Here is a 15,006-nt window from a genome sequence, read left to right as displayed (position 1 = left end):
CTAAGCGTGAGACTTAAGCCTGTGGGATAGTCAAACGCGCAACACGACCCTTAGGAAATTCAGCAAGACTGATGACTTTACCATCAACCGTAAAACTAGACACAACAGTCGGCGCGCCTAAGATCACTTTAAACGGAGGCACTCCACTGGCTTGAATAGTTGCGCCAGCACCTCGGACCCCGTCAACAATCGCCTTGCCCTTGGCATCGACAATATTGATCCAGCAATCACCCGTGAGTTGAATATTGATATTGGATTGTCCAGCAACCACAGGCATGGTTTGCTCACTCGAAGCCGCTGGCGTGACACTGTTCACCGGCGCGCTGGCTGTTGGTACATTTTGAGCCGCTGCGTTTGTTGCAGAAGAATTTTGTGTAGAAAGCGTGTTTTGCGCAGTCACCCCTGTCGTTTGCACCGCACCTGATGCACTTTGGGGATTATTAGGCTCACTCGCATTGACTGTCGAATTGGCAGACACCTGCCCAGCTTCCATTGCCGCCATATCACTGATATTCGGGTCAATAGTACTAGCATCAGTATCTTTTACTGGACCATCGGTCGCCATTGAACCGTTGACCGCGATCTCACTCAAACGTGCACTCGCATCCGTTTCGGTGAGCAAAACATCACCCGGCAAGGTTTGATTCGCCGCGGCTAACTCTTCAGCGGTTGGTTTTGAAATATCGACATGAGTCACTAGCGTCGTTCGTTGCATCCACCAAAGCACAAACAGACCGAGCAACACGATGACAATAAAAAAGCTCAGCCACTTTAATTTAGTGTCACGAGCTTGATAAGTGGTCTTACGGGAAAAACTTTGCATCGCAGGCTGTGTCACATAGGGCACCTGCCTTGCAAGACAGGCTTCGATGAGCGTGTTGTCGACCCCCAGCATACGCGCATAATTTTTAACGTATCCGCGTACGTAGGTTGATGAGGCAATATTAGAAAAATCATCGGCTTCGAGATTTTCAACAATACCAGGCCGCAAATGCAGCTTCACAGCTGTCTCCGCAATGCTCAAGCCCATCTGTTCACGAGCTGTTTTGAGTACGCTTCCGAGCGTTACATTAGGCGTCGACTCAGCTTCTTCTGTTGTCACTGGTTCTACTGACGCGTTCATTTCGTTATCTTTCATTGATGCAAATTAACTCTATATTGCTTGGCTTGAGGCGATGCTGGGAATTTGGCAAGCAATAAAATGCCAAATCGTTTCATGGCAGCATCATCATTCAACGCCTGCTCAATTTTTATTCCGAGCGTTAAACTCTCTGGAGTCTGGGCCGCAACTTGGTGGTAACGCGCTAACTGGTTACGCGCATCAACATAATCACCTTTATCTATCCCAAGCTCAACCAGCTCCAGTAAAGACACCGAGCGTCTCGGGTCATACTTTAACGCCATCTGAAAATACTGTCGTGCCTTTTCTGCTCGTCCCGCGTCTCTGCTGCAAAGACCTAAGTTTTCATAACTGGATGCGGTACGCGTATATTTGGGCATTTCTATTGCAGCCAAAAACATTTTTTCAGCTTTTTCGTATTGCTTTTGTTGGCACAAAAACACCCCAAAGTTATTCATGGAATCGCCAGAGGCGTCCTTAGTATTGATAGCGTCCTGATACGCCTGTTCGGTACGTACTAAATCGCCTACGGTTTGATAGTAATAAGCCATTGCCACATGCACATCTTCGAGCTCTGGCGCATATTCGATTGCTTTATCAAGATTATACTTGGCTTGTTCCGAGTTACCTCGATTAAGGTAGGTTAAACCGAGCTGCATACGCTCCCGCGCAGCGGCAACTTTATCCAGTTTTCGCTCCGACACCGGAATATCAGTCCCTGAATAGGTACGCTCAGTTACGCATCCTGTCACTAATAATGACAGGGCTATTGCTAATGAAAACCCTGACAATCCATGCTTCATGGGCAAGCCTATAAATCTGTGCAAACAAAGAGTTAATTCATTGTGACCGAAATCTGATTTTCTTGCATGCGTTTTTTTGCTAAACGCTTGGTTCGATCGCGAATATCCCCAGCCAGCTGTCCACAGGCGGCATCAATATCGTCACCACGGGTCTTACGCACAATCACGGTTAAGCCATATTCCATTAACACTTTCGAAAAACGGTCGATGCGCGAGTTTGACGAACGACCATAGGGTGAACCTGGGTATGGGTTAAACGGAATAAGGTTTACCTTACAGGGGGTATCCTTCATTAATTGTGCTAATTCATGGGCTTGTTCGGTACTGTCGTTGATGTGATCGAGCATCACATATTCCACAGTGACACGACCACGGTTAGCGTTAGATTTGGCTATGTAACGGCGTATCCCCGCAAGGAACTCCTGCAGTGGATACTTTTTATTCACCGGAACCAGAATATCGCGCAGGTCATCGTTTGGCGCATGAATACTGACGGCCAATGCGACATCGAGGGCATCACCTAATTTGTCTAATGCTGGAACAACGCCTGAGGTCGATAGCGTTACGCGACGTTTTGACAGACTAAAGCCAAAATCGTCTAGCATGATGTCCATTGCAGGGATCACGTTAGCAAGGTTAAGTAGAGGCTCACCCATCCCCATCATCACCACGTTGGTAATGGGGCGCTCGCCAGTATCTTTCGCGAATCCTAAGAAATGCGAAACACGCCAAATTTGGCCAACGATTTCAGAGACAGTTAGGTTGCGGTTAAAGCCTTGCTGCGCCGTAGAGCAGAAAGTACATTCGAGGGCACAGCCCACTTGAGACGACACACACAAGGTAGCGCGGTCATCTTCAGGAATATAAACAGTTTCGACCTCTTGGCCTTTACCGACATGGATGGCGAACTTAATGGTGCCATCGGCTGATTTTTGATAGCTGGAAATCTCGGGCGCCACAATCTCACAGCGCGCCGCCAGTTTTTGGCGTAACACTTTGTTGATGTTAGTCATCTCTTCGAAGTCACTGACACCGAAATGATAGATCCACTTCATCAGCTGATCGGCACGGAAAGGCTTCTCACCCAGATCGGCAAATAATGCCCGCATCGCTTTACGATCAAGGTCTAATAAATTGATCTTTTTTTCACTCATAGGACTAACCTCAACACCAAAACCTGCAACAGGGCGGCGAATTATACAGACGCAGAAAAATTTTAGCCAGCAACTCCATTCTCCTATGCTAGAATCGCCGAGGGTCAATGTTGGCCTAAATTATGGAGTTGTAATACCACCAATATGTTAACCCTCATCATTATAGTGCTTGTCGCTGTTGCAGTTTCTTTTCTGTGCAGTGTATTCGAAGCAGTGTTGCTCTCGGTTACCCCTAGTTATATCGCTACGCTCGAACAAACTGACAGTGCTGCGGCGACAAGGTTGCGTAAACTGAAAGAGAACATCGAAGCGCCATTGGTGTCTATTTTGACCCTCAATACTGTTGCCCATACCGTAGGTGCCGCCGTTGCTGGTGCGCAAGCCGCTAAGGTCTTTGGGGATGATATGCTCGGCGTTTTCTCCGGAGTGTTAACCTTTATTATTCTGTTCTTCTCAGAGATTATTCCTAAATCTGTCGGAGCCAACCACTGGCGCCGTTTAGCCCCAAGCGTATCGATTGCCATTACGTGGATGAAGCGTGCTACCCAGCCATTAATTTGGATGTCGCAGCAAGTGACTCGCCTGCTAGGTAAAGGTGAAGAAGGCCAATATATTCGCCAAGAAATGAGCGCGATGGCCAAAATCGGTCAAGAATCCGGTGAGTTAGACGAACAAGAATCCAAGATTTTGACCCAAATGCTTAAGGTGCGTGATGTGCCCGTTACCGCGATTATGACGCCGCGCACCGTGATGTTCTCTTTGCCTATTTCACTGACGCAAAATGAGTTTGTGCAAGAATATCGTGACAAGCCTTTTACGCGTATTCCGGTATACGATCAGGACCACGACGATATTATCGGCTATATCACCCGCACCGATGTGTTGTTGGCTGAGCGTTATACTCCTGACGCGCCAATTGGCGAACTCAAGCGTAGCCTGTTTGTCGTACCCGAAACGGCCAAAATCCTGCCGTTATTTGAGCGGATGATTAAGCGCAACACCCAAATTGCCATGGTGGTTGACGAATACGGCAGTAGCCAAGGTATTGTGACCCAAGAAGATATTATCGAGTCGCTACTGGGATTAGAGATTGTCGATGTGAATGACCCCGCGACCGACATGCAGCAATTGGCGCGTAAACTCTGGACCAAACGCATGAAGCAAAAAGGCATTCGCCTCTCCGATGATGGCGACTTCGAAGCCGCAGCCGACGATGATGAAGCACGCTCGGGTTAATCTTGATTTAGTCATTGTTAAAGTAAAGGGAGCTTAGCTCCCTTTCTTGTTTTTGATGAGAAGGTTATAATCTCCCGCCGTAAAAGAGGTAAGTTATGACACAGAGATACACTCTCTCACTCGCGCACATCAACGATACCCATTCGAATTTTGAGCCTAGCCGCGTACATTTTTCCCTTAATCTTGGGCTTAAGTCCTTAGATATTACTAGCCACAGTGGTGGTTACGCTCGTTTGGGATATCAAATTAGCCAAGCGCGCGAGCAAGCCACCCGAAGCAATACCCCGTTTTTATTTTTGCATGGGGGCGATAGTTTCCAAGGCACACTGTATTTCAGCCATTTTAAGGGTAAAGCCAACGCCCATCTGCTGAATTTACTTGCCCCCGATGCCATGGTAATTGGCAACCACGATATTGATGAAGGTAATGCGCGACTCGCCGAATTTGCCAAGCAAATCGATTTCCCGCTGCTAGCGGGGAATATGGACTTGAGCCAAGAGGATATCCGCAAGCCGGGTAACCTGCGTACTGTGACGAATATTCTGGCCTATGATGAAAAAACACAGCTTGCCAGCTATCTCGAAAAACCCTTCTATGACAAAAAGCTCGCCGTCATCGGCATTACTCTGGATCAGATGAAGGACATTGCCAGACCCGATCCCGATACCCACTTTGTCGATGCGATTGCGACCACGGCGCGAACCGTCTCGCATCTGCATGCCAAAGGCATTAAGCACATTATTGTGCTGAGTCATTTAGGTTTAGATCAGGATAAACGGCTCGCAGAACAAGTCGATGGTATCAGCCTTATCGTTGGCGGCCATACCCATACTCTACAGGGCGACTTTAGCGCCTTGGGGTTAAGCAATCTTCCCTATGGCGAAACCATCAATGGCACGCCAATTGTCCATGCAGGGAAATACGCCGAAACCTTAGGTTTGGCCGAAGTTGAGTTTGATGAAGCTGGCCGCGCGATAAGTTTAAGCGGTGGCAACTACTTTATGCTCGATAAGCAGTTTATGTTGAGTTCGAGTGAGCAAGTGGATGACACCGACTATCAAGCCGTGCGCCAACGCTTTGATGAACATCCCTATATATTGTGGGATGAAGCCGATGAAGATATTCATGGCGTGATCCACGATATCTATCGCCCTGCGATTGCCGAGATGGAAAACAAAGTCTTAGCTCTAGTGCCTAAGAATCTGGTACATACCAGACTACCTTCTAAGGCGCTGCCCCATGGCAGTGAAATCGCGCCTTGGGTAAGTCGCAGTATGTTCCAAGAGGCTAAACTTGAAGACCCTCGCATCCACTTTGCCCTGCATAACGCGGGTGGTGTCAGGCAATCGGTCGCCCAAGGCAGACTGACCCTCGCCGATGTGTTGGGCCAATTGCTGCCCTTCGAACTGCCATTAGTCAAATACGAAATCCAAGGCCAATTTCTATATCAGGCGCTGGAGTCGGCGATTAACGCCGCCACCAATAACAGTGTACGCGGCACAGGCGCTGGCAGCTTCCCCTATACCTATGGATTGCGTTATTACTACGATGGTAGACGCCCCTTAGGGGAACGTTTATTCAAGCTCGAAATGATGCAGCAGGATGGCTTATCACTCTGGTATCCAGTGCAACCCGATGCGCTCTATATGGGGGTATCGACCTCTTATACCGCTGCGGGGAAAGAAGGTTATCACCCACTGTTACAGGCACGCTGGCAAGAGCCGATTGAGACGCTCACCCTACCCCAGGCTTTTATTCGCTTCCTCAATCGGGCACCAAACCCCAATTTAGCGGACTTACTCTCACCCCATGTGCATTACACCAGCCATGTAAAACGCTCAGTGTAAGCGCCCGGTGTCAGGGATGTGTATCAGCGCTGCCACAAAGCCCTGCCCTCTTAATTCATCACAGTACTTAGCCGAAAGGTTAAGTACTGTGATTAACTCAATCCACTAGCAGCACGTGCACTTTACATCCCACTAAAACAACCAGTCGCAATGGGGCAAACGTTCGGCAAACCACGCCTGCGCCTTGCCTTGGCTGCCCTTGCGCCACGCTAGAAACACTGGCTGCGCTGGTCTTGGGATCTCAACCTTGCACGCGACTAATGCGCCTGAAGCGAGTTCTTCGCGAATCAAATGCTTGGGAAGATAACCTACACCTAGCCCAAGTTGCTGCGCTTTAATCTTGGTCTGCATGTTCGGCACGCGGATGACTTGTCGACTATCAAATAACCCAGTGGAGCGCTGCGCGAGCGCCGTTGAGCTGTCGGCCACCACCACGGAGGGAAATTGCAACAAGGCTTCGGTCGGGATTGGATGGTCAAACTGCGCTAAGGGGTGGTGAGGCGCAAGGGCAAAGATGAATTCAAGCATACCGATCTCAACTAAGTGATATTGCCCCTTAGGTAACTCCCCCGTGACCCCAATGGCAATATCGGCGCGGCCCGAATACAGTGCATCCCAACCGCCACCCAATGACTCCTCAGTGATATTGATGGTCACCTGTTTACCTAACTCGGTAAATTCAGCAATCAGTTTTAACAGTGGTAAATCGGGCACTACAGTGTCTATGGCTAAGGTTAACGCCGACTCCCAGCCGGTTTCGAGTTGCCGAACCGCCTCTTCAAGCCTTGCGGTGGCGGCTAAGATCTCCCGCCCTTGGCGTAATACCAGTTGGCCAACTAAGGTCAGCTCGGCGCGCTGCCCCTTACGTTCAAATAATTTTACCCCTTAGTCGCTCTCTAATTTCTGCACTGTATAGGTCAGCGCCGATGGCACTCGGAATAAGGATTCAGCCGCAGCCGAAAAACTGCCTTTCTTATCAATAGCATCTAGCACTATCAATCCATCGAGACTCATCACTGGCAACATAACCGCTCCATATTCAAATTTTTTGAAATATACTTTGAAAATGTTCCGATTTTCTTTCTTAAAGGTCAAGTCTAGACTGTAAACCAATGGAGAGATTGACGCTAAATCTCGACCGACTACCCCATTAACGACATAGTTAAAAAATTTGAATTAAGGAACATCCCATGAAAGCACTTATCACAAAATTACTGACCTCTGCGCCTAGTTTCGCCCCATTGGCCCTGCGTATTCCTATCGGGATCATCCTCATGGCCCACGGCTCACAAAAACTCTTCGGCTGGTTTGGCGGCTATGGCCTAGAAGGCACAGGACAATGGATGGCCTCCATCGGCCTAACACCAGGTTACTTAATGGCGCTGATGGCAGGTTCAAGCGAATTCTTTGGTGGCTTGCTGATCATTATCGGTTTACTGACTCGCCCAACGGCACTGGTATTGTCCTTTACTATGGTGGTCGCGATTTTCTCGGTTCACATTGGTAACGGTCTGTTCCTTAGCAATAACGGTTATGAATTTGGTTTAGCCCTGTTAGCCGCTACGGTATCTCTGGCCGTGTCAGGTGCAGGTAAACTGAGTGCCGACAACCTGTTAGCCGCACGCTTAAAATAAGGAGTTAACGATGATCCGTATACGTAAAGCGCAGGACCGAGGACAGGCAGACTTAGGCTGGTTAAAGAGTCAACATACCTTCTCGTTTGCTAGTTACTACGATCCGCGGCATATGGGTGTGTCTTCCCTACGAGTCATTAATGATGACAGAGTCGCGCCGAACGCGGGGTTTGAAACTCATGGCCATAAAGACATGGAAATCATCAGTTATGTGATTTCAGGCACCATAGCTCATAAGGACAGCTTCGGTAATATTAAGACCTTACCAGCGGGTGAGTTTCAGTTAATGTCCGCCGGTAAAGGGATTTATCACAGTGAGTTTAATGCATCAAACACTGAGCCACTGCACTTTTTGCAGATCTGGATCCAACCAGACACCTTAGGCATTGATGCGGGTTATCAGCAAAAAGCCTTCGAGCAAACCTCGGCGCTCACAGCCGTGGTCACGCCAACGGGTGAAAATGGCACCTTAAAAGTGCAGCAGGATGCGACCTTATATCGCCTAATGCTGGCACCGCAAGAGCAAGTGCATATGCCGCAGCTTAAGCCGCAGCGTCAGCTGTATGTGCAACTGGTGGAAGGTACGCTTAAGGTCAATGACCAAGTGCTCACCCCTGGGGATGGCGCGCATATCACCGCCGAAGAAGTGGTTAGATTTAGCGCCACTGACAGCCCAGTCACAGCACTGGTGTTTGACTTAGCCTGATGATGCTTACTGACCAATAAAAACCGCCAAGGAAACGAGGCGGTTTTTTATTACTCTGTGTATGGTGTATGGCTAAAACAGAATAGTCTCTTCAAGCGCGAACCTATGATAAGGACATGATCAAACTAAAGTTCACTAACACCTGCGCCCTGTCGTTTTGTTTGTCTTCAGCGGTGAGATAGCGGCGTAGTTCATTACGGCGAATGCAATTAAAGCCCTGTTTTTCAAAGAAAGGCCGCGCCTGATAGGAGGCTTCAACTGTGAGTCTTTTAAGGTTTAGCCTTTTCGACTCTTCGAGTAGTGCCAAGTATAAATGTGTCGCTACACCAGCACGACCATATTCAGGATGAACAAACAGACAATCAACTTCGCCGACTAAGCAATCAAGCTCTTTATCGGGGCACAACCTTAAACTGATAAAACCAACCAGCTTATCGTCTTCAAGTGCAACCCACGTGGTTGTATCTTCTAACTTGGCCAGCCAGTAGGCATCGCTGCGTGCCTCACCCTGATTTTGCGCCCAAGCTAAACGTTCGGTAAGCGAGTAATATTCCTGCGCCCCCTCCATCACACTGGCGTTAAATACCGCCGCCACCTGTGCCACGTCAGCAGGAGAAAATAAGCGTATCTGCATTGGAGTCCACTCCTATGGGTTAATCATGACCAATGGGCACACAGGCAGTGCATTCCCATTCAGTTACAGTTTTTTAGTCATATAAAAACTCGGCAACACTTGGCCCAGTTTTTGTTGATAGCTGCGTTGCTGTTGGACGAATCCGAGTTTAATAAACAGCCCACGGGAAAGATAAGAAGCATCGGCACTTAATTGGCTGTAACCTTGCTTCCTCGCCCATTGCTCTAACTGTCTGATAGCCAGTTCACCGAGTCCACAGCGCTGCCAATTAGGATGAATATACAAACTATCGATATATCCCCTATGGCGAAAATCCGTTTCAACATTGATAAAACCTGCACAAATCTTAGTTAAGCTCAGCGCATCTGTCACCAAAATAATCCAAGCTTGGGAACGACTTAAACGTAAATGCCAATGTTGACTGGAACGGGGCGAGGGTGACCAGGCATTTAACTGCGCAGTAGTATAACGCTCATGCTGTATTTGATGAACACAGTGATGAAAGAGCTGACTGACCGCACTTGCATAGCAACGCTGATAAGCGACGACTTCAATTTTCTCGTTAGTTTGGTTAGACGTTGGCACGGTATGCTCAAATATCATTGCGAGTATTTGCCGTATTTTGCAGTTATTTATTGAGAAGTGATAGCGTTGACGTTTATTTAAGCCGAACACCGCTGAAAACAAAACCGCCTCTAACAAGGCGAGGCGGTTTAGGAACTCATCGCAACATGAACGTTGCTAAGGTATCGATTATTTCTTCTCGATTTGACCAACAAACAACAGCTTGTCGAAGGTGCGGTTTAAGGTTTTGCTGGTGAACTGGTTCATCCACATTTGCTCAACCACAGCTACTTTGTCACCTTTCTTGACTTCAGCTTCTGGGCCTGCTGCCCAAAACGTGTTGTCAGCTTCTTTAATTTGAACATAGGTGTAGCCGCCACCATTCATAGTATCAACCACAGTACCTTCATGAACTACGCCCTGTGCCCAAGCACTTGACATACCTAACGCTAATGTTGCTACAGCAGCTAATTTTACCAATTTTGCCATCATGCCTTTTGTTCCTTGTGTTTTACTAATATGCAGCATTAAAACATGCCATAGGTAATAAATCGCCAATCTCTATCACGAAATACAACACTTATCGCAAAAGTAGGATTTTTATCGCTTAGTAGGGAACTCATTTCAATAGCGGTTTTAACATGCCCTCAAGGCCATTGAGTTTTACCTCATAAATCAGCGCTAACTGCTCCCCTAATTTTCCCTTTGGAAAACCTTGTTGATGAAACCACACAAGATAGGGTTCAGGCAATTCGAGTAAGCGGCGGCCAGCATATTTGCCAAAGGGCATGACCTGATTTACGGCATCGATAAGCTGTTGTTGATCCATGACAGTATTAGCTTGAACTCAGACAGAAAACTAGATTGAGGATGCTACCCTAATACCCGATGAATGCCTATGGCTAATACAAGCTGAGAACGACTAAGGGGGGATAAACTCAGAGCAAACCGCAGGCTTACCCTGAGTTGATACGGCATCAAGCGTAGATTTTACGCAGATTCGGTCCAAGATTCGCACAATGTGAATACTCAAAACCGTACTCAATACAGAGTCGTTCTTCTTCTCCGTGGGCGTTAATGCTCACACAAGTTCCTTGACTCGCATGCTCATCAACAAAAGTCATGACTCGCTCTAACATTATTTTTGCCAGCCCCACATGCCGATACTCAGGTAAAACAATAAAATCCTCAATCGCCAGATGGTTAGCCTTATCACCATATACGCAGGCTGTTGCCACTATCGCGCAGGTATTTTTTGACTGATCACTCGTTAAGCGAATAGATACCCAATATAAAGGCTGTAACGGATGCCCATCAGCCATCTCAACGCCGATAGAAGGATACCCAGCCGCATCGCGTAGATTCAGCAACTCATGAAATAAAGGAGCAGTTTCAACCAGCTCAAATTCAATAGGCATTGACATTTTAATATCCATTTGGGCATCCCTTCACGAATGGTAGAAAAATCAAGGTGATTAGACGGCATTAATGGGAAAGACTAACTCAACAAGGTGGCAATTTGATGACACTCAAGCTTTATGCAAGACAACTTTCGTTTGAAAAGTAGTCGTGAGAGGCCAATGTTTTAATAATATTTTTGCATAAAAAATCAAAATAAACGTTCAAAGTAAACTATACCAAGCCTTAATTTCAATATCATTGCCGCAATGGAGAACAAACATTCATAATCAATTGATGTTAAAAATTCACTAAAAACCTTAATAATCAGATAACTAAAATTCAAAATCGCCTAAGTAATCCCGCTAGCAGAAAGAGTCAAATTAACGGCATATTACATGGTGGCGTCAAATATTAATCACGCGACATTTTATAAAAAAACGTCAAAAATCAGATAATTGACCAACGTTAACACAGGGTTTACATTCGTTTATGACAACAAGGTGCGGTAAAAAAACCATAAGCAACATATTACCGCCCAAGTGATAGCCTAAGCATTGAGGAACTCGTCATGATAGTGTTAGTCGGCGGCGAAAAAGGCGGCAGCGGTAAGAGTTGCCTCGCACAAAATATCGCAGTATTTCTCACCACCGAATGTGGTGCCTCTGTCATCATGGTGGATTGCGATCCACAGCGAACCACATCGGATTGGATCCAAGCCAGAAACAATAATCCGAAACTGGCAAGCATTAACTGTGTACAACTTTATGGCAAGATCCGTAACGATCTTCTGAGCTTAGAACAACACTATGACTTTGTACTCGTTGATTGTGGTGGGCAGGATAATCTTGCATTAAGGGCAACCATGTCAGTTGCATCGCATATATTAATGCCGCTCAGACCCAAACGCCGAGATTTAAAAACCGTGAGTCATATGGATGATATCGTCGCAACTTGTAAGATGATTAACCCTAAATTACACGCGTCTTTCGTTATCACGCAATGCCCCAACCTTCCCAATCAAGCGAATCGTATTTTAGAGGCTAAAGAGGTCTGTAAAACCTACGATATCAATGTATTAGATGCAATTACCTATAGTCGTAATATCTATGATGACAGTGAAGAGTCTGGATTGTCGGTGATGGAGATAGAACCAAAGGGTAAAGCCGCAGCTGAAATCCGTGCTATCGCCTGTGAAATGTTTCAAGTGGACTGCACAGCCTCGTTAACGGCCTTACTCAAACCAAGCACACCAATAGCCGCGCATCGTGCCGCTATCAATCAACCTCAGCCGAATCATCTGAGAGGACAATATGGGACTCAGCGACCTCAAGAAAAACGCTATGCCATCTAGGGGAGGCGTCCAGCCCCTCTCCCTCGATGAGTTTATTGATGCCGCAACCCTTTATGCTATGGGAGAAAGTCATATTCCAAGCACGGGCAACTCAGTGGCGGCGATGGAGCGAGTGAAAGAATCACCACTTGAAGTCACCTTGGATACTTCCAATGTGGTAACTTTGCATCGACCACAAACAGCATCAAGATCCCTTGATACCACGATTGACGACGAACGGCCACATTACCGCAAAGCCACATTTTCACTGAGTGAGGCGGCAATAGCCCATTTAGCAACGCTCTCAGAGGAAAGTGATATTTCTAAATCTAAATTGATCCGTTTTTTAATTGAACAACATTATGCTTTGCCAACCGCATTGAGGCAGATGCGCGAACAGCAAATAAAACAAGCTTAATTGCGCACCATCTCCCACCCTTTACCGATGATCTGAATTAATTAGGTCATCGGACTTTTTTTGTCTAAAAAACCGATAAAAAAATTGAGTCAATTTTTTTTACAAATCTATCCTTAATGTACAGCTGAGCTGATTAATGCTATTGATTAGCATCAATAGCCCGAGTATTTAAGGAGTTATTCTTGTTAACACGTTTGTCAATCCTATTATTCGGACTGGGATTAACGCTAGCACCTCCCGCCTTAGCGGAGTTTTCTTTGGATCAAATTCCCCCCTTGCCGAATAAAACGCCAATCACTTTAGTTGCCGAAAAAGGCTTTTGGACTGACTATCTCACCCAGCAAATGCTACCCAAATTCACCGAAAAAACCGGTGTTAAAGTCAATGTGATTAGCACCGAACTTGAAAGCATGTTCGAACTTCAGACCCACGCATTATTAATGGGGGAAGGAAAATACGATCTGCTCACTATGGAGGCTGGCTGGGCAAAAGAATGGGCGGCAAACGGCTATACAGTCCCCCTGTTGGAATTAGCAAAACTCTATGATCCCGATGGTGAAAAAGCGATGGAAAGCTACCTCGAACCCTACTATCCATCATTACTGAATATTTTATCCTACCACGGAGAATTGCACGCAATTCCCTATAATAACTACGTAATGGGAAGTCATTACCGCGCCGATTTATTTGAAAATAAAACCGAACAGTCTCATTTTCAACAACGGTTTGGCTACCCACTCAAACCCGCGACCAACTTTCAAGAATTAGAAGATCAAGCCGTCTTCTTTACGCGAAAAGCGGGTGAACTCCTTGCTGACAAACCATTGACCCATAACTTTTATGGCCTAGCGTTGATGTCGGGTAATAAACCCCATATTAACGATGAGTTTTCCAGCATTATTTGGAGTTTAGGCCTGAAGGATCCCCTCATAAATCAGCCATAGCATAGCCATATTTGAGCAACTGATTGGCGAATAATACCCAGGCCGCCAGCAATTCTTTCTCCGTGATTTGATAATCAGGCCGCCTGAGTACCTCCAATCCCAAGCGAATCGTTGAGAGTACCGTTCGATGCCCAATGGTATTGGCCTGAAAATGCTTATCCCAGCCCTGTTGCTGTGCGTGTAAACCAACTAGCCACAACAGGCATTGAACCATCAACGCTATCAGTAGGATGATGTCGAATCGCTCTGGACTGTTGGTACGACTTTGGCGTAAGCCAAAGCCGTATGCCGGGCTTTTGAGGTCACGAAAGGTTTCCTCTATTTGCATACGTTTGGCGTACAGGTTTACCAGCTGCTTTGGGCTCCGAGATTCTGGTGGTAAATTGCTGGCTAACACCCAAGGCTCTTTCGCCGATGTTGAGTACGTTTTTGCCGATGGATGGTGGCAATTAGTCCTCGTTGAACGCTGATTTGTACGCCCCTTAGGTTTGCTACGATAAAGCGTGAGATGGCAATTGATAGGGTTAGTTTTGGTCAAGGTCTTACAACCCAGGCTCTTCGCTTGACCGTTGGCCAAGTCATGTGTACTGCGAACTGCACGCCAATTTTCAGCGCCAATATCTGCAAATTGAACTGTACCGCGAATACGGCTTAGCCAAAACCAACCATGCGCCTCAACCTCTTTGTACCAAGGCACTTTGAACCCCGCGTCAGTCACGATGAGAGGGGTAACATGCAAAGGTAAAATCTTGGCTAAGTCCGCTAAAAAACCGTTGTGGGAGGCCTTAGAGCATTGTTCTGATAGGGGATAGGACTTCTCATACAGGGTAATAGAGCGGCCATTGAAGGCTATTGAGGCGCGCAGAGCCATGATGCGTTTATGCTCTCGGATGTCTGACCAATCGACGAGCACAATCGGCATAGGGTTACCAGAACAGATGAGGCTGGCATGCCATTGGTAGACAGCTAACCGTTCTTGATGCAGATGCGTGTTGCCGAGCAAACGATCAATGCGCTTGATGTTGTGCTTGGTTCGGGCCGTGGTTGGTAAATTTCGACCTAACTCAGTCAAGGTCAGTGTCTTACATTCAATCAGTGCCTTAGAGGCCAGCATCAAGCTGTTTAATCGTTTTAGGTGAAGTTCTGGGCAGTATTGGTGTAAAGAATGTTGTAGGATATTGGCTTCGCGCATCTTGTTGTCCAAGTGTAGTTTTT

At 46.8% G+C, this 15,006-nt stretch carries 15 protein-coding genes and 2 pseudogenes; 7 read left to right on the top strand and 10 right to left on the bottom strand.

The annotated features are described in order from the left end of the window. Positions 1-13 precede the first annotated feature (13 nt). The 3 genes from FJD32_RS06635 to FJD32_RS06625 are packed head-to-tail and all read right to left on the bottom strand — an operon-like array spanning position 14 to position 3,077. The gene (locus FJD32_RS06635; protein ID WP_140907524.1) at positions 14-1,138 is read right to left on the bottom strand and encodes a RodZ domain-containing protein; all 1,125 of its coding nucleotides are present in this window, start codon (positions 1,136-1,138) and stop codon (positions 14-16) included. Further along, positions 1,135-1,923 (bottom strand): type IV pilus biogenesis/stability protein PilW, encoded by a 789-nt coding sequence (pilW, locus tag FJD32_RS06630; RefSeq protein WP_037420698.1) that lies wholly within the window; start codon positions 1,921-1,923, stop codon positions 1,135-1,137. Before pilW ends, FJD32_RS06635 begins: the two co-directional genes overlap by 4 nt. Before the next feature lie 32 nt (positions 1,924-1,955). After that, positions 1,956-3,077 carry a bifunctional tRNA (adenosine(37)-C2)-methyltransferase TrmG/ribosomal RNA large subunit methyltransferase RlmN gene (locus FJD32_RS06625; RefSeq protein ID WP_140907523.1) on the bottom strand — a complete coding sequence of 374 codons (1,122 nt, stop codon included), beginning with the start codon at positions 3,075-3,077 and terminating at the stop codon, positions 1,956-1,958. Between the two features lie 144 nt (positions 3,078-3,221). Here FJD32_RS06625 and FJD32_RS06620 point away from each other — a divergent pair, with 144 nt between their 5' ends. Together FJD32_RS06620 and FJD32_RS06615 are read left to right on the top strand one after the other, a co-directional pair. Next, the gene (locus FJD32_RS06620) at positions 3,222-4,313 is read left to right on the top strand and encodes a hemolysin family protein (RefSeq protein ID WP_037424927.1); all 1,092 of its coding nucleotides are present in this window, start codon (positions 3,222-3,224) and stop codon (positions 4,311-4,313) included. A 95-nt stretch (positions 4,314-4,408) separates the two neighbouring features. Continuing rightward, complete coding sequence (locus FJD32_RS06615; RefSeq protein ID WP_140907522.1) at positions 4,409-6,160, top strand: bifunctional metallophosphatase/5'-nucleotidase; 1,752 nt, start codon at positions 4,409-4,411, stop codon at positions 6,158-6,160. Positions 6,161-6,292: 132 nt separating this feature from the next. Here the strand turns inward: FJD32_RS06615 and FJD32_RS06610 are convergent. Further along, a pseudogene (locus FJD32_RS06610) lies at positions 6,293-7,186 on the bottom strand (LysR substrate-binding domain-containing protein). Positions 7,187-7,350: 164 nt separating this feature from the next. Between FJD32_RS06610 and FJD32_RS06605 the strand changes: the two are divergent. Continuing rightward, complete coding sequence (locus tag FJD32_RS06605; RefSeq protein WP_011716306.1) at positions 7,351-7,794, top strand: DoxX family protein; 444 nt, start codon at positions 7,351-7,353, stop codon at positions 7,792-7,794. Positions 7,795-7,804: 10 nt separating this feature from the next. Continuing rightward, the gene (locus FJD32_RS06600; protein ID WP_047533700.1) at positions 7,805-8,500 is read left to right on the top strand and encodes a pirin family protein; all 696 of its coding nucleotides are present in this window, start codon (positions 7,805-7,807) and stop codon (positions 8,498-8,500) included. Positions 8,501-8,603: 103 nt separating this feature from the next. Here FJD32_RS06600 and FJD32_RS06595 read toward each other — a convergent pair whose 3' ends face one another. The 5 genes from FJD32_RS06595 to FJD32_RS06575 form a co-directional block, all read right to left on the bottom strand. After that, complete coding sequence (locus FJD32_RS06595; protein ID WP_037420716.1) at positions 8,604-9,134, bottom strand: GNAT family N-acetyltransferase; 531 nt, start codon at positions 9,132-9,134, stop codon at positions 8,604-8,606. A gap of 63 nt (positions 9,135-9,197) precedes the next feature. Continuing rightward, a complete protein-coding gene (locus FJD32_RS06590) occupies positions 9,198-9,737 on the bottom strand; it encodes a GNAT family N-acetyltransferase (protein ID WP_052183954.1) in 540 nt (179 codons plus the stop codon). Between the two features lie 150 nt (positions 9,738-9,887). Further along, the gene (locus FJD32_RS06585; protein ID WP_011622005.1) at positions 9,888-10,190 is read right to left on the bottom strand and encodes a hypothetical protein; all 303 of its coding nucleotides are present in this window, start codon (positions 10,188-10,190) and stop codon (positions 9,888-9,890) included. 127 nt (positions 10,191-10,317) lie between these two features. Then, positions 10,318-10,527: a DUF3820 family protein gene (locus FJD32_RS06580; protein ID WP_011622004.1), complete on the bottom strand. Its 210-nt coding sequence runs from the start codon at positions 10,525-10,527 to the stop codon at positions 10,318-10,320. Between the two features lie 148 nt (positions 10,528-10,675). Next, the gene (locus FJD32_RS06575; protein ID WP_037429408.1) at positions 10,676-11,134 is read right to left on the bottom strand and encodes a GNAT family N-acetyltransferase; all 459 of its coding nucleotides are present in this window, start codon (positions 11,132-11,134) and stop codon (positions 10,676-10,678) included. A gap of 533 nt (positions 11,135-11,667) precedes the next feature. Here FJD32_RS06575 and FJD32_RS06570 point away from each other — a divergent pair. The 3 genes and pseudogenes from FJD32_RS06570 to FJD32_RS06560 all read left to right on the top strand — a co-directional run. Continuing rightward, a complete protein-coding gene (locus tag FJD32_RS06570) occupies positions 11,668-12,450 on the top strand; it encodes an AAA family ATPase (protein ID WP_140907521.1) in 783 nt (260 codons plus the stop codon). After that, entirely contained in the window at positions 12,410-12,847 is a 438-nt protein-coding gene (locus tag FJD32_RS06565) for a hypothetical protein (RefSeq protein ID WP_037429410.1), read from the top strand. Before FJD32_RS06570 ends, FJD32_RS06565 begins: the two co-directional genes overlap by 41 nt. A gap of 200 nt (positions 12,848-13,047) precedes the next feature. Next, positions 13,048-13,761, top strand: a pseudogene (locus tag FJD32_RS06560) (extracellular solute-binding protein); the annotation flags it as partial. A 13-nt stretch (positions 13,762-13,774) separates the two neighbouring features. Here FJD32_RS06560 and FJD32_RS06555 read toward each other — a convergent pair. Further along, the gene (locus FJD32_RS06555) at positions 13,775-14,983 is read right to left on the bottom strand and encodes an IS4-like element IS10A family transposase (protein ID WP_001206290.1); all 1,209 of its coding nucleotides are present in this window, start codon (positions 14,981-14,983) and stop codon (positions 13,775-13,777) included. Positions 14,984-15,006: the final 23 nt, after the last annotated feature.

The organism is Shewanella sp. LC6, assembly GCF_006385735.2.
GTDB classification, from domain to species: Bacteria; Pseudomonadota; Gammaproteobacteria; order Enterobacterales; family Shewanellaceae; genus Shewanella; species Shewanella xiamenensis.
Note: the sequence above shows the minus strand (reverse complement) of the source record. Positions and strands in the feature narration are given on the sequence as shown.

Coding starts and splice junctions, on each gene's coding strand:
- FJD32_RS06635 (WP_140907524.1), bottom strand. CDS start 1,138: ATGAAAGATAACGAAATGAACGCGTCAGTAGAACCAGTGACAACAGAA.
- pilW (WP_037420698.1), bottom strand. CDS start 1,923: ATGAAGCATGGATTGTCAGGGTTTTCATTAGCAATAGCCCTGTCATTA.
- FJD32_RS06625 (WP_140907523.1), bottom strand. CDS start 3,077: ATGAGTGAAAAAAAGATCAATTTATTAGACCTTGATCGTAAAGCGATG.
- FJD32_RS06620 (WP_037424927.1), top strand. CDS start 3,222: ATGTTAACCCTCATCATTATAGTGCTTGTCGCTGTTGCAGTTTCTTTT.
- FJD32_RS06615 (WP_140907522.1), top strand. CDS start 4,409: ATGACACAGAGATACACTCTCTCACTCGCGCACATCAACGATACCCAT.
- FJD32_RS06605 (WP_011716306.1), top strand. CDS start 7,351: ATGAAAGCACTTATCACAAAATTACTGACCTCTGCGCCTAGTTTCGCC.
- FJD32_RS06600 (WP_047533700.1), top strand. CDS start 7,805: ATGATCCGTATACGTAAAGCGCAGGACCGAGGACAGGCAGACTTAGGC.
- FJD32_RS06595 (WP_037420716.1), bottom strand. CDS start 9,134: ATGCAGATACGCTTATTTTCTCCTGCTGACGTGGCACAGGTGGCGGCG.
- FJD32_RS06590 (WP_052183954.1), bottom strand. CDS start 9,737: ATGATATTTGAGCATACCGTGCCAACGTCTAACCAAACTAACGAGAAA.
- FJD32_RS06585 (WP_011622005.1), bottom strand. CDS start 10,190: ATGATGGCAAAATTGGTAAAATTAGCTGCTGTAGCAACATTAGCGTTA.
- FJD32_RS06580 (WP_011622004.1), bottom strand. CDS start 10,527: ATGGATCAACAACAGCTTATCGATGCCGTAAATCAGGTCATGCCCTTT.
- FJD32_RS06575 (WP_037429408.1), bottom strand. CDS start 11,134: ATGGATATTAAAATGTCAATGCCTATTGAATTTGAGCTGGTTGAAACT.
- FJD32_RS06570 (WP_140907521.1), top strand. CDS start 11,668: ATGATAGTGTTAGTCGGCGGCGAAAAAGGCGGCAGCGGTAAGAGTTGC.
- FJD32_RS06565 (WP_037429410.1), top strand. CDS start 12,410: ATGGGACTCAGCGACCTCAAGAAAAACGCTATGCCATCTAGGGGAGGC.
- FJD32_RS06555 (WP_001206290.1), bottom strand. CDS start 14,983: ATGCGCGAAGCCAATATCCTACAACATTCTTTACACCAATACTGCCCA.